The sequence below is a fragment of the Mangrovicoccus ximenensis genome (assembly GCF_003056725.1).
GTDB classification, from domain to species: Bacteria; Pseudomonadota; Alphaproteobacteria; order Rhodobacterales; family Rhodobacteraceae; genus Mangrovicoccus; species Mangrovicoccus ximenensis.
In genome coordinates this window covers 197,776-213,697 of sequence record NZ_QBKZ01000024.1, presented here as the reverse complement: position 1 = coordinate 213,697, position 15,922 = coordinate 197,776, and the positions used below count along the sequence as shown (strand labels likewise).

The following is a 15,922-nucleotide window of genomic DNA, read 5'->3' as shown; positions in this document are numbered from 1 at the left end:
TCTCGGTCCCCCAGGCGGCAGGTCAGTCCGCGTATCGCGATGGCTGGTGCTGCTGTTCCCCTCACGGCAGCCGTAGGGGCGTCAAAACAGGGTGAATGTCAAGCGCGGGAGTGCCGCGCGGGACCTTGGTGGGGGCTCCCCGCGCGGCATGCACGCGGGGAGGGCAGGGGTCAGGCGGTCAGGTCGAAGCGGTCGGCTTCCATGACCTTGGTCCAGGCGGCGGCGAAATCCTTGACGAATTTCGCGGCGTTGTCGTCCTGGGCATAGAGCTCGGCATAGCCGCGCAGGATCGAGTTCGAACCGAAGACCAGATCGGCGCGGGTCGCGGTGAACTTCACCTCGCCGGTCATGCGGTCGCGGATCTCGTAGGTGCCGCCTTCGGCCGGGACCCATTTGAACGCCATGTCGGTCAGGTTGGCGAAGAAATCCTGGCTGAGCGCGCCGGGCGTCGAGGTGAAGACGCCATGGGACGACCCGCCGTAATTGGCGCCCATGACCCGCATGCCGCCGACCAGCACGGTCATCTCCTTGGCGGAGAGGCCCATCAGCTGCGCGCGGTCCAGCATCATTTCCTCGGGGCTGACCACGTAGTCGGTCTTGAGGTAGTTGCGGAACCCGTCGGCCAGCGGCTCGAGCACGTCGAAGCTGGCTGCGTCGGTCATCTCGTCGGTCGCGTCGCCGCGGCCCGGCGAGAATGGCAGCTCCAGCGGGAAGCCCGCTTCCTTCGCTGCCGTTTCGACGCCGAGATTGCCGGCCAGCACGATCGTGTCGGCGATCGAGGCACCGGCCGCTGCCGCGAGCGGCTCCAGCACCGACAGGACGCGGGCGAGGCGGTCGGGCTCATTGCCTTCCCAGTCCTTCTGCGGCGCGAGGCGGATGCGCGCCCCGTTGGCGCCGCCGCGCATGTCCGAGCCGCGATAGGTCCGTGCGCTGTCCCAGGCCGTGGCGACCATGTCCTGCAGGCTCAGGCCGGATCCGGCGATTGCGGCCTTCAGCGCGGCCACGTCATAGCCGGTCGGTCCCGCCGGGATCGGGTCCTGCCAGATCAGGTCTTCCGCCGGGACGTCCGGGCCGAGATAGCGTGCCTTCGGGCCCATGTCGCGATGGGTCAGCTTGAACCACGCGCGGGCGAAGGTGTCGGCGAAGTATTGCGGGTCGGCCATGAACTTCTGGCAGATCGCATTGTAGGCCGGGTCGACCTTCATCGCCATGTCGGCATCGGTCATGATCGGCATGGTCTTGATCGAGGGATCCTCGACATCGGCCGGCATGTCGGCCTCGGCGATGTCGACCGGCATCCACTGCCAGGCGCCCGCGGGGGATTTCTTCAGCTCCCACTCATGGCCGAAGAGCATGTCGAACCAGCCCATGTCCCACTGGGTCGGGTTGGAGGTCCAGGCGCCCTCGATGCCCGACACGACCGTGTCGCGCCCGACCGAGCGGCCCTTGGTGTTCATCCAGCCGATGCCCTGGTATTCCGGGCCCGCCGCTTCGGGATCGGGGCTGAGATCGGCGGCGTCGCCGTTGCCGTGGCATTTGCCGATGGTGTGGCCGCCCGCGGTCAGCGCCGCGGTTTCCTCGTCGTCCATCGCCATCCGGGCAAAGGTCTCGCGCACCTGGGCGGCGGTCTTCATCGGATCCGGCTGGCCGTTGACGCCTTCGGGGTTCACGTAGATCAGGCCCATCTGCACGGCGGCCAGCGGGTTCTCCATGGTCTCCGGCTTGCCGATATCTTCATAGCGGCCGTCGGAGGGAGCCAGCCACTCCTTCTCGGCACCCCAGTAGGTGTCCTTCTCGGGATGCCAGATGTCCTCGCGGCCGAAGGCGAAGCCGAAGGTCTTCAGGCCGGCAACCTCGTAGGCGACCGTGCCCGACAGGATCATCAGGTCGGCCCAGCTGATCTTGTTGCCGTATTTCTTCTTGATCGGCCAGAGCAGGCGGCGGCCCTTGTCGGTGTTGACGTTGTCCGGCCAGCTGTTCAGCGGCGCGAAGCGCTGGTTGCCGGTGCCGGCCCCGCCGCGGCCGTCGGACAGGCGGTAGGAGCCGGCCGCGTGCCAGGCAACACGGGCGAACATGCCGACATAGCTGCCCCAGTCTGCCGGCCACCATTCCTGGCTGGTGGTGATCAGCGCGCGCAGGTCAGCCTTCAGCGCCTCGACATCCAGCTCCTTGAGAGCTTCGCGATAGGAGAAGCCTTCGCCCATCGGGTCGGTCTTGGTGTCATGCTGGTGCAGGATGTCGAGATTGAGGGCATTCGGCCACCAGTCCATGACCGAGCTGCCGGCGGCGGTGTTGGAACCGTGCATGACCGGGCACTTGCCGGTCATCTTGATGTCGTTGCCGTCCATGATGTCCTCCTGGATCGAGCTGCGTTCAGGCTACAGGGAAAGACCCCGCAGGGCCGGCGCTCCGGTTCCTGCGGTGGTGTGTCTCCTCCCGTCACGAGGAGCCTAGCGAAGCGCATCGCCGGAATCACATCGTAAATTCTGAACACAGCGATCAGGAGTTCTTATCGATTCATGGAACTTTCATCAGAGAGTCATGTTATTCGCCAGTGCCCGGGACGGGGGGCAGGTCGAGGGCGCGGAGCCGTTCCGAAATCAGCTCGACCATCTCCGAGACTTTGGGATCTCCGAGCGACTCCGCCACGACGTAGATGCCCAGCGGCCAGGCCTGGTGCTCCTCGCCCGGGGCCAGCTCGATCTGGTGCACGCCCTCCCGCGCCAGATAGGGCGCCAGCAGAACGCTGTGGGTCAGTACCGCCTCGGCCTCGCGCAGGAAGTCGAGGCAGACGGCAAGCGAGGACGAGGTGAAGGCGTGGCCGTAGCTGCCCGGCGGCAGCACCGGCAGCGGCTCGGCCTCCTCGGTCAGGAGCCGCTTGAGCCGCGACTCCGAGGGCATGGCCAGCACGCTCGGCCAGGCGAATATCTCGGCCTTGGAGCGCGGTGCGCCCAGCAGCGGATGGCCCTCGCGCGCGAAATAGCAGTCCTCCGACATTCCCATCGGCAGGAACTCCACCGCGTTGGAATGGGCGAAGCCGGGGATGCGGTTGCCGATGAACAGCGAGATGTCCCCGGCCAGAAGCTGGTTCATGCAGCGCAGCGCCGTGCCCAGCGAGACATGGATCGGGGCCTGCGGATGCAGGCGGAACTGCTCCATCACGATGTCCTTCAGGAACAGGTCCCAAGAGGAATAGCCCGATCCGATGCTGATGCCGTGTTCGGCCTTGGCGCGCTGCCGCTCGATCCGCTCCAGCGCGTTGCCGTAGAGCCGCCGCATGATCAGCGCGTTCTCGTGCAGGGTCTCGCCCGCCTCGGTCAGCCGCACCCCGCGCGAGGTCCGTTCGAACAGCACGACGCCGAGAGACTGCTCGAGCTTGCGGATGTTGTAGCTCAGCGCGGGCTGCGACACGGCCAGGACATCGGCGGCGGCAAGGAAGCTGCCGGCCTCGGCGACAGCCAGGAACTGTTCCAGCATCTTGTCCATGGCTGCCTCCCCGGTCGCTATAAAGACGTTTTATACAATGGCCGAAAAATTGTATTTCATAAATAGAAAACCGCTTGCTAGCCTTTCCCGGCGGCAGCGTTGCGAGGGGCAGCGCTGCCGGGCCTGCGGCCAAGGCGGAAGACCGGACGCAGCGCGACGAAAACAGCATCGTCCAGGGAGGAAACCGGATGAGGAACGCGATGATCGGCCGGCGGCAGCTGCTCGCCGGAGGGATGGGGCTTGCGCTTGCATCGGGGCTCGCGCCGATGGCGCGGGCAGCGGGGACGCCGATCCGCATGGTCTGGTGGGGCAACGAGGAACGCGCCCGCCGCACCACGGAGGCGATCCGCGGCTTCGAGGCGGCCAGCGACGACGCGGTTTCCGTCGGTACCGAATACATGGGCTGGGACGATTACTGGACCCGGCTGGCGACCCAGGTTGCGGGCGGCAATGCGCCGGACCTGATCCAGATGGATTACCGCTATCTCTTCGAATACGCCGGTCGGGGCACGCTTCTGCCGCTGGACGAGTATCTCGGCAATGAGTTGAAGATCTCGGATTTCGGCCAGGCCAACCTGAAGTCCTGTTCGGTCGACGGCAAGCTCTATGGTGCCAATGTCGGCGTCAACGCCTTCGGCATGCTGGTCGACAAGGCCGCCTGGGACGAGGCTGGGATCGAGGCCCCGGGCTTCGGCACCACTTGGGAAGAGTTCGCCGAGAAATGCGCGGCCTTCAAGGACGGCACGCCGCGGCGCCGTTTCTATGCCACCGCCGATACCAGCGGGCAGGGCAACAGCTTCGAGGTCTGGCTGGCGCAGCGCGGCAAGGGGCTCTACACCGAGGCGGGCGGGATCGGCTATGATGCCGACGACGCGGGCGAATGGTTCGACTACTGGGCGAAGCTGCGCGAGGCCAGGGGCTGCGTCCCGGCCGACGTTCAGGCGCAGTTCAAGAACTCGCTCGAAACCTCGCCGATCACGCTGGGCACCGCGGCCACGGATTACGCCTTCTCCAACCAGTTCGTCGGCTATCAGGAGGTCAACAAGGCCTCGCTCGACATGGCGGCGCTGCCTGTGCTTCCGGACGGTGCGCCGGGTCACTACCTGAAGCCGTCGCAGATGTTCGTGGTCTCGGCGAAATCGAAGGCCCCGGAAGCCGCCGTCAGCCTCGCCAATTTCCTGGTGCGCGACCCGCGCGGCGCGCTGATCCTCGGGCTCGACCGCGGCGTGCCGGCCTCGCCGGAGATCCGCGAGGCGCTGCTGCCCGAGCTCGGCGAGGCGCAGAAGAAATCGGTCAGCTACATCTCGGCGCTCGGCGACCTTGCCGGGGATCTGCCGCCGCCGCCGCCGAAGGGCGCGGGCGAGATCTACTCGATCCAGCTGAAGATCAGCCAGGAGGTGGCCTTCGGCATGGTGAACCCGGCGGAAGGCGGCCGCAAGCTGGTGGAGGAATCCGTCTCCAGCCTGACGAGGTGAGCCGGTGACGATGGAAACCGCATCCACCGAATGGGAGGAGGGGCGCCGCCCCGCCTCCCGCTTTTCCGAGGCCCTCCGGCGCAACCTGCCGGGCTACCTGTTCCTGTCGCCCTGGCTGATCGGCTTCTTCTGCCTGACCATCGGTCCGGCCCTCGGCTCGCTGTACCTGAGCTTCACCGATTACGACCTGCTGTCCTCGCCGCGCTTCGTCGGCGTCGCGAATTACGTGCGCATGGCCACGGCCGATCCGAATTTCGGCGCCGCCATGAAGGTCACCTTTCTCTATGTCGCGCTGTCCGTCCCGCTGAAGCTGGCCTTCGCGCTCGGCGTCGCGATGATGCTGAACCGCGGGCTCAGGGGCCTGCCGATCTACCGCGCGATCTTCTACCTGCCGTCGCTCCTCGGCGCGTCCGTGGCCATCGCCGTCCTGTGGCGCCAGCTCTTCGCCGCTGACGGGCTGGTCAACGACCTCTTGTGGACCTTCGGCATCGAGGGGCCGAGCTGGATCTCGAATCCGAACTATTCGCTCTACACGCTGGTGATCCTGTCGGTCTGGCAGTTCGGTTCGCCGATGATCATCTTCCTCGCGGGCCTGCGGCAGATCCCGCATGACATGTACGAGGCCGCCAGCATGGACGGCGCGTCCAAGCGGCGCCAGTTCTTCCGCATCACCCTGCCGCTGCTGACGCCGGTGATCTTCTTCAACCTGGTGATCCAGACGATCGACGCCTTCAAGGCCTTCACCCCGGCCTTCATCGTCTCGGGCGGAACCGGCGGTCCGGTGAACTCCACGCTGTTCTACACGCTCTACCTCTACCAGGAGGCCTTCGGCTATTTCCGCATGGGCTATGCCTCGGCGCTGGCCTGGGTACTGGTCGCGATCATCGCCGCCTTCACGGCGCTCTCCTTCCTGTCGACGAAATACTGGGTGCATTACGATGACTGATGCCACGGCCCATACCATGCCCGGAGAGGCGCCCGCCTATCCGATGCTGCGCTCGGGGATCAGCCATGCCGTGCTGATGGCGGTGTCCTTCGTGATGCTCTACCCGATCCTGTGGATGCTGGCGGGGTCGCTCAGGCCGGCCGACGACCTCTTCGGCGGCAATACCAGCCTGATCCCGTCGCAGGTCACCGTCGAGGCCTACAAGGACGGCTGGTTCGGCCTGCAGATCAGCTTCGGCAAGTTCTTCCTGAACTCGCTGATCATCGCCACGCTCGCCACCATCGGCAACGTGCTGGCGGCATCGCTGGCGGCCTTCGCCTTCACCCGGCTGCAGTTCCGCGGCAAGGCGGTCTGGTTCGCGCTGATGCTGGGCACGCTGATGCTGCCCTACCATGTCACGCTGATCCCGCAATACATCCTGTTCCTGGAACTCGGCTGGGTGAACACCTGGCTGCCGCTGATCCTGCCCAAGTACTTCGCGGTCGACGCCTTCTTCATCTTCCTGATGGTGCAGTTCTTCCGCGGCATCCCGAAGGAGCTCGACGAGGCGGCGATGATGGACGGCTGCAGCCCCTGGCGGATCTACACCCGCATCATGCTGCCCCTGTCGCTGCCGGTGCTGGCAACCGCCGCGATCTTCTCCTTCATCTGGACCTGGGAGGATTTCTTCGGCCCGCTCATCTACATCAGCGATACCGGCCTCTATACCGTGCAGCTCGCGCTGCGCTCCTTCATCGACAGTTCGGGCTCGACCAACTGGAACGCCCTCTTCGCCATGTCTGTGCTGTCGCTGATCCCGATCTTCCTGATCTTCCTCTTCTTCCAGCGCCTGCTGATCGAAGGCATCGCCACCACCGGCATGAAGCGCTGAGCCCAAAGGAGACCATCCATGTCCACGCCAATCCGCCTGCGCAACGTCGTGAAGCGCTTCGGCCAGCTCGACGTGATCCCGGGCATCGACCTCGATATCGAACCGGGCCAGTTCACCGTCTTCGTCGGCCCCTCGGGCTGCGGGAAATCCACGCTGCTGCGGATGATCGCCGGGCTCGAGACCATCTCGGACGGCGACCTGATGATCGGCGGCACCCGGATGAACGACACGCCCGCCTCGAAGCGCGGCATCGCCATGGTGTTCCAGAGCTATGCGCTCTACCCGCACATGACGGTCCGCAAGAACCTGGCCTTCGGGCTTGAGACCCAGCGGATGAACCGTGCCGAGATCGACCGGCGGGTGACCTTGGCGGCCGAGACGCTGCAGATCACCCAGCTGCTCGACCGCCGTCCAAAGGCGCTGTCGGGCGGGCAGCGCCAGAGGGTGGCCATCGGCCGCTCGATCGTGCGCGATCCCGACATCTTCCTTTTCGACGAGCCGCTGTCGAACCTCGACGCCGAGCTGCGCGTGCAGATGCGGGTCGAGATCTCGCAACTGCATGAACGGCTGGGCAACACGATGATCTACGTGACCCATGACCAGGTCGAGGCGATGACCATGGCCGACCGGATCGTGGTGCTGAAGGCGGGGCAGGTGATGCAGGCCGGCACGCCCCTGGAGCTCTACAACAGCCCCGCCAACCGTTTCGTCGCTGGCTTCATCGGCTCGCCCAAGATGAATTTCCTGGATGCCACGGCCTCGGAGTCCGGCCTCGATGTGGCGGGCCAGAGCGTGGCCGGCATTCCCGCCCGCGCGGCGCCGGGGCGTCTGACCTTCGGCGTGCGGCCCGAGCATATCGAAGTCGGCGGCGAGCGCGGGGCCAGCTTGGGCGAGGCGCGGGTGGAGCTGGTCGAGCATCTCGGCGGGACCACCGTGCTGCATGCCGTGACCCGCTCGGGCGAGAACCTGTCGGTGGTCGCGCCCGGCCAGCAGGTGATCCGCACCGGAGACGTGCTGCCGCTGCGGCTCGACCCGGCCAATGCCCATGTCTTCGCCGAGGACGGAAGCGCGCTCCGGCGCGCCTGACATCGATCCGCATCCCGCCGGGCCGGTGCTTCCTCCCCGGTCCGCAGGCGGGCTCCGGAGCCCTCACTCCGATGGGGCCCGCCAGGCCGCCCGCGCCCTTGTTCAGGCGCGGGCGGACCGATCCACCCGGACGGCCTTGGCCGTTCCGGACCTGTTCCTGTACACTGACGCAGGACCCTGCCTGCGCCTTTCCGACCGAGAGACACGAGATGAGATACGCAATCGTCGGGACCGGCTCCCGCCACACGATGTTCCGCAGCGCCGTCGCCGAGACCTATGCCGGGGGGAACGACCTTGTCGGGCTCTGCGACGTGAACGAGCGCCGCCTGGCGCTGTCGGCCTCCGAGGTGCCCGATCCGGGCGGCAACGGCATTGCCACCTACACCGCGGCGGAGTTCCCCAAGATGCTCTCCGAGCAGAAGCCCGACACGGTGATCGTCACCGTCCCGGACGACCTGCATCACGACTACATCGTGGCGGCGATGCGGGCCGGCTGCGACGTGATCACGGAAAAGCCGATGACCATCGACCTGTCGAAGCTGAAGGCGATCCTCGATGCGCAGAAGGACACCGGCCGCAAGGTCACGGTCACCTTCAATTACCGCTACACCCCGGCGCGGACGCAGATAAAGGACCTGCTGATGTCGGGGGCCATCGGCGAGATCACCGCGATCGATTTCCGCTGGCATCTCGACCGGGTGCATGGCGCCGACTATTTCCGCCGCTGGCACCGCTACAAGGACCGCTCGGGCGGGCTCCTGGTGCACAAGTCCACCCACCATTTCGACCTGGTGAACTGGTGGCTCGGCTCCACGCCGGAGGTCGTCAGCGCCCATGGCGCGCGGCACATGTACCGTCCCGAGACCGGCGACGCGATGGGCCTGACCCCGCGCGGTCCGCGCTGCCATTCCTGCGCCTCGTCTGCGGCCTGCCAGTTCCGCATGGATCTGGAAGCGGACGAGAAGCTCAGGACGATGTATCTCGAGGCCGAAGCCGATGACGGCTACCTGCGCGACCGCTGCGTCTTCGATCCGGACATCACCATCGAGGACACGATGCAGGTCCATGCCCGCTACGGTTCGGGGGCGCTCCTGAACTACACGCTGACCGCCTACTCCCCTTGGGAAGGGCTCGACATCACCTTCCAGGGCACGGAGGGCGAGCTGACCCACCGCCATGTCGAGGTCCATGGCGTCTTCGGCGGGCAGCGCGAGCGGGCCGAAGGGCGCGAGTCGATGACCACCGTGCTGCACCGTGCGGGCGAGGCGCCCAAGGTGCTCGATGTCTGGCAGGGCGAGGGCGACCATGGCGGCGCCGACCCGGTGATGCTGGGCTATCTCTTCGACCCGGACGTCGCGCCCGACCGCTATGGCCGCAGCTCCAGCCATGTCGACGGCGCCTGGTCGATCCTGACCGGCATCGCCGCCAATGTGTCGATCGACCGGGGGCAGCAGGTCGCGGTGGGCGGCCTCCTTGCGGAGCACGGCATCACGCTGCCCTGCTGATCCTGCCGGGCCCGGATCAGAGCAGCTCGGTCCGGGCCTCGAGCGCCGCCAGCTCGACATCGCGCAGCCACAGCTCCGCGCCGCCGCCGAAGGCGAAATGCACGTCGCTGCCGTGCTGTTCGGCCCGGTCGAGCAGCGCGGGAAGGGAAGCGCCGCCCGACAGCAGAAGCCGGTCGTCGGTCACGTCGAAATCCGTGATCTCGTCCCGCGCGCCGAGATTGGCGCCGATGTCGAAGACGAAGCTGTCGGCGCCCCGGCCGCCGGTCATCAGGTCGCTGCCCCGCCCGCCATCGAGCCAGTCCGCTCCGGCATTGCCGAAGAGCCGGTCGTTCTGGTCGCGGCCCAAGAGACGGTCGGCGCCGTCTCCGCCGCTCAGCGTGTCGTTGCCGATCCCGCCGTCGAGGTGATCGCTGCCGCGTCCGCCCCAGACCTTGTCGTCGCCTGCCGCGCCGAGCATCCGGTCCGATCCGCCGCCGCCCTCCATCCGGTCGCCGCCGCGTCCCATGGCCGCGCCCGGCCGTCGCCATCGATTGCGCCATCGGTCCGGGCAACGATGGCGGCGCGGCCGCCCTGGCGGACCTTCAGGCAAGTGGCGCCGAGCCGNCTGGACACCCTGCCCTTGGAGATGCCGTCCGGCCCCGTCGCCTGCACCAGTGCGTCCACGCGCCGGGCGGAGGCCCCGCCGGTCCGGGCTTCCCGGAACGCGCCATGTCGCGCCGCTGCCGGAGGCCGCGGACGGGGCGGCGGGCCCGCCGAGCAGGTAATCGAGGCGTGCGGTGTCGCCATCCTCGGCGGCGGCGCGGATCCGGGAGAGGTCGGCGGTGCTGTACTGGCCCGGTTCGAGGCCGAGCGAGGTTGCCAGCTGGTCGCTGGCCTGGGCGGAGGCGGCAATGGAAGCGGCGGCAAGGGCAAGGGCGGCGAAGGTTGCTTTGCGGATCATGAAGTCTTCCTTTCTGTCGGCCGTAATCGCGGCAAGGGTGCTGTGCGCGGCGGCGTGCCCCGGGGGCATCGCGCTGCTCGTGCCCGGAAGATGGGGCCTTGCTCCGACGAACAAACTATGCATGGTTATCGATAATTCTGTTCATGAGTGCACATCACGATATGTCAATCGACGCTTGGGATGAAATCCGGACGGCCTATCACGTCGCGCGGCTTGGCACCGTCTCGGGGGCGGCAGAAGTCCTCGGGGTCCACCATGCCACCGTGATCCGCCACATCGACTCGCTGGAGAAGCGGCTGGGGACGAAGCTGTTCCAGCGCCATGCCCGCGGCTACACCGCCACCGAGGCCGGGCAGGACCTGATGCAGGTCGCCCAGGCCACCGACGACCAGTTCACCCAGCTGGCGAGCCGCCTGAAGGGGCGGGGGGACTCGGTCACTGGAGAGTTGGTTGTCACTTCGATCGAGTCGCTGTCACCTTTGCTGTCACCCGCGCTGGCCGAGTTCCAGATGGCCAATCCCGGCGTGACGGTGCGCTACGTGACCGGCGACCGGGTGTTCCGGCTGGAATATGGCGAGGCCCATGTCGCGATCCGCGCGGGCAATGCGCCGAACGAACCCGACAACGTGGTGCAGCGCTATGCCACCGCGCAGGTCGCGCTCTATGCCTCGCGCAGCTATCTCGGAGACCGGGCGTTGCCGATCCCCGAGGAGGAGCTGCCGCAGCAGAAATTCGTCGGCTACGAGAACATGGACAGCCGCGCGCCGTTCTACCGCTGGATGGAAGATTCCGTTCCGCGCCAGAACATTGTGATGCGCGGCAGCGACGGGCGCTCGGTCAAGCACGCGATCCGCACCGGCATCGGGCTCGGCTTCATGCAGAGCTGGGAAGCCTCGCAATACGACGATCTCGTCCAGGTCGTGGAGCCGAAATCCGACTGGGCGGCGCCGCTCTGGCTGGTGACCCATGTCGATCTGCACCGCACCGCCAAGGTCCAGGCGATTCTCGCCCATCTGAAGGCAGCCGCCGAATCGTGGACGCTCTCCTGAGCGCCCGCGGCGGGCGTTCCGCGGCGATTCCGAATCATTTTACGCTACAATCGGCGGCTACCGGGCGAACGGATTCTGAATCAAGTATCAAAAAGTCCCTTAAACATGCGAATTCCTGCGGCGGACGGCTGTTGCGCTCCGTTTTCATATGCTAAACCCTGTTTCCAGGGAGGCCAGGAGGGGCCCATGACAGCGGCGCAAGGCCCGCGCTGCGGCTAGACCGCACCAAAGCGAGGCCGCGCCGCTGTCATGTTCTTCCCTGATCCGCGTCCCCCGAATCCCCGACATTCCGCACCGTCTCCGCCGTGCCGCCATCCGTGCCGCTGAACTCCCGTTCCAGGAAGCGCTCGAAATCGTCGAGATTGACCGGCTCGAACTGGCCGAAACCCTGCATCCAGACGCTGGCGCCGCGCATCGCGTCGGGCTCCAGCTTGCACCACTTCACCCGGCCGCGCTTCTCCTGGCGGATCAGCCCGGCGCGGGCGAGGATCGCCAGATGCTTCGACACCGCCGCCAGCGACATCTCGAAGGGCGCGGCGACATCGGTCACCGCCATGTCGTCCTCCAGAAGCATGGCGAGGATGGCGCGGCGGGTCGGATCGGCAAGCGCCGAGAAGACGAGGTCGAGGGGGTCATCGGTCATGCGCTTCCTTAGCGCTCCGCTCCGGGGCGGGGAAGGCCGCTTGACGCTGCGGCGCGGGCGGCATGGCAGCGCAAACTCAACTCGCAGGTTGAATTAGCATTTCCGAGCTTTTTGCTGCGCGTTCTGCCGCATGTTTGCAAAACCTTTTGTTTTCAATGATTTCCATTTGCGCACGGACAATTGACGAAACCCGCAAGCTCCGCATACAACCACCCCAGTTCCAACGGAGGCGATCGGTGGCGGACCCGGATGACGGTGATCGTCTCCGCAAGCTTGAAGAGCGGCTGGATGCGATGCGCGACGCGCAGACGCCGAAGCCGAAGCGCGGGGACGACAAATACAGCCAGGCCAACATGGCCTGGACGATGGTGACAGAACTCGTGGCCGGTCTGGGGATCGGCCTCGGTATTGGCATGGGACTGGACGCCCTGTTCGGGACGCGTCCGTGGATGCTGGTACTGTTTACATTGCTGGGCTTCGCCGCGGGCATCAAGACGATGATGCACACGGCGGGCGAGGTCCAGAAGGAACGGCAGGCGGCACGGGCCGCCGGCGGACGGAACAGCGGGTCCCAGGACCCCGAGGCGTAACGGGCGGCGGCCCGACAGAGAAGAGGACCTTGCAGCATGGCGGATGCAGCCCAGTCGGAAGGCGGCGGCCTTGTCTTTCACCCGATGGACCAGTTCAAGGTCGTTCCGCTGTTCGGCGAGGGCGAGGTTCACTGGTACACGATCACCAACGTGACCCTGTGGATGGCGATCACCGTCGCCTGCATCGCGGCGCTGATGGTGCTCGGCGCGCGCGGCCGCTCCGTGATCCCGGGCCGGGCCCAGTCGATCGCGGAACTGGCCTACGGCTTCGTCCACAAGATGGTCGAGGACGTCGCGGGCAAGGACGGCGTGAAGTACTTCCCGTACATCATGGTGCTGTTCCTCTTCATCGTCTTCTCGAACTTCCTTGGCCTGCTGCCGATGGCCTTCACCACCACCAGCCACATCGCGGTGACCGCGGTTCTCGCGCTTGCGGTGTTCATCTCGGTGACGGTCCTCGGCTTCGTGCTGCACGGCAAGCACTTCCTCGGCCTGTTCTGGGTCACCGCGGCGCCGCTGCCGCTGCGCCCGGTCCTGGCGATCATCGAGGTGATTTCCTACTTCGTTCGTCCGGTCAGCCACTCCATCCGACTTGCCGGCAACATGATGGCGGGCCACGCGGTGATCAAGGTGTTCGCGGGCTTCGCCGCCATCGCCGCGATCTCGCCGCTCTCGGTCGTCGCGATCACCGCGATGTACGGCCTCGAGGTCCTTGTGGCCTTCATCCAGGCCTATGTCTTTACCATTCTGACCTGCGTGTACCTGAAGGATGCCCTGCATCCCGGCCACTGAGGTCCGATCCCGAAAACCTGACAATTTGCCACTTCCGACGTAAGGAGACACGACTATGGAAGGCGATATCGTTCAAATGGGTGCATACATCGGCGCTGGTCTGGCCTGCATGGGCATGGGCGGCTCCGCAATGGGTGTGGGCAACGTCGCAGGCAACTTCCTTGCCGGCGCCCTGCGCAACCCCTCCGCTGCTGCCGACCAGACCGCGACCCTGTTCATCGGCATCGCGTTCGCAGAAGCACTGGGCATCTTCTCGTTCCTGGTTGCCCTGCTCCTGATGTTCGCCGTCTGATCCGGACTTTCGATCATCCTTACGACCGGGTGGGGGCGCGCCAGCGCGCCCGCCCGTGGACATAACGGCGACCGGAGGACACGATGGCCAACGAGACCCATGGCACTGACGCGGCCGGTGAAGCCGTCGTCCTTCATGGACAGACCGTGGAACACCCCACCGAGCTTCAGCATGTCGAAGCAGGCATGCCCCAGCTCGATTTCACGACCTATGCGAACCAGATCTTCTGGCTGATCCTCGCGCTTGCCGCGATCTACTGGATCCTGTCGAAGATCGCCCTGCCGCGCATCGCCATGATCTTGGCAGAGCGCCGCGGCACTATTTCGAATGACATCGCCGCCGCCGAGGAGCTCAAGGCCCAGGCGGTCGAGGCGGAAAAGGCCTACCAGAAGGCCCTGGCAGACGCGAAGGCCGAAAGCGCCCGCATCGTCGCCGAGGCGAAGGCCGAGATCAAGGCAGAGCTCGACGCGGCCATCGCCACGGCCGATGCCGAAATCGCCGCGAAGGCCGCCGAGAGCGAGAAGGCAATTGCCGAGATCCGCGCCGGTGCCATGGAAAGCGTCGAGGCCGTCGCCAAGGACACTGCTGCCGCAGTGGTCGCCGCGCTCGGCATCTCCGCCGACCAGGCCGCGATCGACGCCGCCGTCGACACCCGCGTGAAAGGCTAAGACCATGACCCGCATCATCGCTCTCGCCCTCACCATGGCCGCCGGCCCGGCGCTGGCCGCCACCGGCCCGTTCTTCTCGCTGCACAACACCAATTTCGTCGTGCTGCTCGCCTTCATCCTGTTCGTGGCCGTTCTGGTCTACTTTAAGGTGCCGGGCATCCTGGGCCGCATGCTGGACAAGCGCGCCGACTCGATCCGCTCCGAGCTGGACGAAGCCAAGGCGCTGCGCGAAGAGGCCCAGACGCTGCTGGCCTCCTACAAGCGCAAGCAGGACGAGATGGCCGCACAGGCCGAGAAGATCGTCGAGACCGCCCGCAAGGAAGCCAAGGCGGCTGCCGAGAAGGGCAAGGCCGAACTCGAAACCTCGATCGCGCGCCGCATGGCCGCCGCCGAGGAACAGCTCGCCTCCGCCGAGGCGCAGGCCGTCAAGGAAGTCCGCGACCAGGCCGTCAACGTCGCCATTGCCGCTGCGGGCGAAGTGATCGCCAAGCAGATGGGCCCGGCCGAGACCGGCGCGATGTTCGACGACGCCGTCAGCCAGGTGAAGTCGAAGCTGCACTGAGCAGCCTCTCTTCCGGCGCGTTTTCCGGAGCCCCGCAGGGACGCCCCCTGCGGGGCTTCCTGCATTTGCGCAAGCTCCGGGTCGCGCGCGCCGGGGCGCGGCGCTAGGGTGGCCGGGCAGACAGCCAGGACCCCGCCATGCCCGACACCGCCCTCGAGACCGACTACCATTACGGCGTCATCGCCCGCGCCATCGCCGAAATCGACCGGGCCGGGGGCGGGGTGCTGCCGCTCGACGAGCTTGCGGCGCGGATGGGCATGTCGCCCGCGCATTTCCAGCGGCTGTTCTCGGCCTGGGCCGGGGTCTCGCCGAAGCGATTCCAGCAATACCTGACGCTCGGCCATGCAAGGCGGCTTTTGGCCGAGCGGCACACCACGCTCGAGACGGCCGAGGCTCTGGGGCTGTCCGGGGCGGGGCGGCTGCATGACCTGTTCCTGGCCTGGGAGGCGATGAGCCCCGGCGAATACGCCCAGAGCGGCGCGGGGCTGGAGATCGGCTTCGCCTGGATCGGCACGCCTTTCGGCGAGGCGCTGGCCATGGCGACGCCGCGCGGGCTCTGCGGCCTGGCCTTTGCCGGGGAATGCGGCCGGGAGGCGGCCTGGGAGGACATGGCTCCGCCCGGCCAGCAGGCTCGCCGCGAGAATGGCCGGACCGTCCAGCGCCGCCCCGTTCCCGCCGAGAGCTGCCCGCAGCGCTGCCGCGAGCGCCAAGGCCTCCGGCTGCGTGAGCGAGCGGGTCGCCAGAACCACCGCTCCGTCGCTGATCTCCAGCACCTCCAGATCGGCCTCGGTCTCCGCCTGGGCCGGGTCCAGATCGGGGTCGCCGGGCGGCATCCAGATCTCGATCACCTCGGCCACATCGGCAGCTTCCTCGATGCTGTCCAGATCATCTGCCTGGAAATCGAAATCAGGACAGCCGAGTTCGACGGCAACGTCACCACGGCCCGGGACGCGCCGAGCATTGGCAAGACTGGCCGCGTGCCGGCGACTTGCATTTGTGCGCCGGGAAGAGCGCCCG

At 66.8% G+C, this 15,922-nt stretch carries 15 protein-coding genes and 1 pseudogene; 12 read left to right on the top strand and 4 right to left on the bottom strand.

Features of this window, described 5'->3' with window-relative positions:
- Positions 1 to 170 precede the first annotated feature (170 nt).
- Both katG and C7T91_RS26995 read right to left on the bottom strand, forming a co-directional pair.
- Positions 171 to 2,348, bottom strand: coding sequence for a catalase/peroxidase HPI (gene katG / locus C7T91_RS27000; RefSeq protein WP_108262914.1), 2,178 nt, complete (start codon positions 2,346 to 2,348; stop codon positions 171 to 173).
- Positions 2,349 to 2,544: 196 nt separating this feature from the next.
- Positions 2,545 to 3,486 carry a LysR family transcriptional regulator gene (locus C7T91_RS26995; protein WP_108262912.1) on the bottom strand — a complete coding sequence of 314 codons (942 nt, stop codon included), beginning with the start codon at positions 3,484 to 3,486 and terminating at the stop codon, positions 2,545 to 2,547.
- 188 nt (positions 3,487 to 3,674) lie between these two features.
- Between C7T91_RS26995 and C7T91_RS26990 the strand changes: the two genes are divergently transcribed.
- From C7T91_RS26990 to C7T91_RS26970, 5 genes are all read left to right on the top strand, one after another.
- Positions 3,675 to 4,961 carry an ABC transporter substrate-binding protein gene (locus C7T91_RS26990; RefSeq protein ID WP_108262910.1) on the top strand — a complete coding sequence of 429 codons (1,287 nt, stop codon included), beginning with the start codon at positions 3,675 to 3,677 and terminating at the stop codon, positions 4,959 to 4,961.
- Positions 4,962 to 4,971: 10 nt separating this feature from the next.
- Positions 4,972 to 5,907 carry a carbohydrate ABC transporter permease gene (locus tag C7T91_RS26985; protein WP_108262907.1) on the top strand — a complete coding sequence of 312 codons (936 nt, stop codon included), beginning with the start codon at positions 4,972 to 4,974 and terminating at the stop codon, positions 5,905 to 5,907.
- Complete coding sequence (locus tag C7T91_RS26980) at positions 5,900 to 6,778, top strand: carbohydrate ABC transporter permease (RefSeq protein WP_236638525.1); 879 nt, start codon at positions 5,900 to 5,902, stop codon at positions 6,776 to 6,778. Before C7T91_RS26985 ends, C7T91_RS26980 begins: the two co-directional genes overlap by 8 nt.
- An 18-nt stretch (positions 6,779 to 6,796) precedes the next feature.
- Positions 6,797 to 7,864: an ABC transporter ATP-binding protein gene (locus C7T91_RS26975; RefSeq protein WP_108262905.1), complete on the top strand. Its 1,068-nt coding sequence runs from the start codon at positions 6,797 to 6,799 to the stop codon at positions 7,862 to 7,864.
- A gap of 209 nt (positions 7,865 to 8,073) precedes the next feature.
- Entirely contained in the window at positions 8,074 to 9,369 is a 1,296-nt protein-coding gene (locus C7T91_RS26970; protein WP_108262902.1) for a Gfo/Idh/MocA family protein, read from the top strand.
- Between the two features lie 16 nt (positions 9,370 to 9,385).
- On the opposite strand, the gene C7T91_RS40490 is transcribed toward C7T91_RS26970, so the two are convergent.
- Positions 9,386 to 9,874: a calcium-binding protein gene (locus C7T91_RS40490; RefSeq protein WP_456237872.1), complete on the bottom strand. Its 489-nt coding sequence runs from the start codon at positions 9,872 to 9,874 to the stop codon at positions 9,386 to 9,388.
- Positions 9,875 to 10,476: 602 nt separating this feature from the next.
- Between C7T91_RS40490 and C7T91_RS26960 the strand changes: the two genes are divergently transcribed.
- Positions 10,477 to 11,358 carry a LysR family transcriptional regulator gene (locus C7T91_RS26960; protein ID WP_108263123.1) on the top strand — a complete coding sequence of 294 codons (882 nt, stop codon included), beginning with the start codon at positions 10,477 to 10,479 and terminating at the stop codon, positions 11,356 to 11,358.
- Between the two features lie 247 nt (positions 11,359 to 11,605).
- On the opposite strand, the gene C7T91_RS26955 is transcribed toward C7T91_RS26960, so the two are convergent.
- Complete coding sequence (locus tag C7T91_RS26955; protein ID WP_108262892.1) at positions 11,606 to 12,001, bottom strand: ArsR/SmtB family transcription factor; 396 nt, start codon at positions 11,999 to 12,001, stop codon at positions 11,606 to 11,608.
- A 236-nt stretch (positions 12,002 to 12,237) separates the two neighbouring features.
- Here C7T91_RS26955 and C7T91_RS26950 point away from each other — a divergent pair, with 236 nt between their 5' ends.
- The 6 genes and pseudogenes from C7T91_RS26950 to C7T91_RS37135 all read left to right on the top strand — a co-directional run.
- Positions 12,238 to 12,591: an AtpZ/AtpI family protein gene (locus C7T91_RS26950; protein WP_108262890.1), complete on the top strand. Its 354-nt coding sequence runs from the start codon at positions 12,238 to 12,240 to the stop codon at positions 12,589 to 12,591.
- 36 nt (positions 12,592 to 12,627) lie between these two features.
- Positions 12,628 to 13,383 carry a F0F1 ATP synthase subunit A gene (locus tag C7T91_RS26945; protein ID WP_108262888.1) on the top strand — a complete coding sequence of 252 codons (756 nt, stop codon included), beginning with the start codon at positions 12,628 to 12,630 and terminating at the stop codon, positions 13,381 to 13,383.
- A 55-nt stretch (positions 13,384 to 13,438) separates the two neighbouring features.
- Positions 13,439 to 13,675: a F0F1 ATP synthase subunit C gene (locus C7T91_RS26940; RefSeq protein WP_108262886.1), complete on the top strand. Its 237-nt coding sequence runs from the start codon at positions 13,439 to 13,441 to the stop codon at positions 13,673 to 13,675.
- An 83-nt stretch (positions 13,676 to 13,758) separates the two neighbouring features.
- On the top strand, positions 13,759 to 14,343 hold the full coding sequence (locus C7T91_RS26935) for a F0F1 ATP synthase subunit B' (RefSeq protein ID WP_108262884.1): 585 nt from the start codon (positions 13,759 to 13,761) through the stop codon (positions 14,341 to 14,343).
- Between the two features lie 4 nt (positions 14,344 to 14,347).
- Positions 14,348 to 14,905, top strand: a complete 558-nt coding sequence (locus tag C7T91_RS26930) for a F0F1 ATP synthase subunit B (protein ID WP_108262882.1) — start codon at positions 14,348 to 14,350, stop codon at positions 14,903 to 14,905.
- A gap of 137 nt (positions 14,906 to 15,042) precedes the next feature.
- Positions 15,043 to 15,569 (top strand): annotated as a pseudogene (locus C7T91_RS37135) (helix-turn-helix domain-containing protein); the annotation flags it as partial.
- Between the last annotated feature and the right edge of the window lie 353 nt (positions 15,570 to 15,922).

Excerpts from the sequence above, each read along its gene's own strand:
- katG (WP_108262914.1), bottom strand. The coding sequence starts at position 2,348 with ATGGACGGCAACGACATCAAGATGACCGGCAAGTGCCCGGTCATGCAC.
- C7T91_RS26995 (WP_108262912.1), bottom strand. The coding sequence starts at position 3,486 with ATGGACAAGATGCTGGAACAGTTCCTGGCTGTCGCCGAGGCCGGCAGC.
- C7T91_RS26990 (WP_108262910.1), top strand. The coding sequence starts at position 3,675 with ATGAGGAACGCGATGATCGGCCGGCGGCAGCTGCTCGCCGGAGGGATG.
- C7T91_RS26985 (WP_108262907.1), top strand. The coding sequence starts at position 4,972 with ATGGAAACCGCATCCACCGAATGGGAGGAGGGGCGCCGCCCCGCCTCC.
- C7T91_RS26980 (WP_236638525.1), top strand. The coding sequence starts at position 5,900 with ATGACTGATGCCACGGCCCATACCATGCCCGGAGAGGCGCCCGCCTAT.
- C7T91_RS26975 (WP_108262905.1), top strand. The coding sequence starts at position 6,797 with ATGTCCACGCCAATCCGCCTGCGCAACGTCGTGAAGCGCTTCGGCCAG.
- C7T91_RS26970 (WP_108262902.1), top strand. The coding sequence starts at position 8,074 with ATGAGATACGCAATCGTCGGGACCGGCTCCCGCCACACGATGTTCCGC.
- C7T91_RS40490 (WP_456237872.1), bottom strand. The coding sequence starts at position 9,874 with ATGGGACGCGGCGGCGACCGGATGGAGGGCGGCGGCGGATCGGACCGG.
- C7T91_RS26955 (WP_108262892.1), bottom strand. The coding sequence starts at position 12,001 with ATGACCGATGACCCCCTCGACCTCGTCTTCTCGGCGCTTGCCGATCCG.
- C7T91_RS26945 (WP_108262888.1), top strand. The coding sequence starts at position 12,628 with ATGGCGGATGCAGCCCAGTCGGAAGGCGGCGGCCTTGTCTTTCACCCG.
- C7T91_RS26940 (WP_108262886.1), top strand. The coding sequence starts at position 13,439 with ATGGAAGGCGATATCGTTCAAATGGGTGCATACATCGGCGCTGGTCTG.
- C7T91_RS26935 (WP_108262884.1), top strand. The coding sequence starts at position 13,759 with ATGGCCAACGAGACCCATGGCACTGACGCGGCCGGTGAAGCCGTCGTC.
- C7T91_RS26930 (WP_108262882.1), top strand. The coding sequence starts at position 14,348 with ATGACCCGCATCATCGCTCTCGCCCTCACCATGGCCGCCGGCCCGGCG.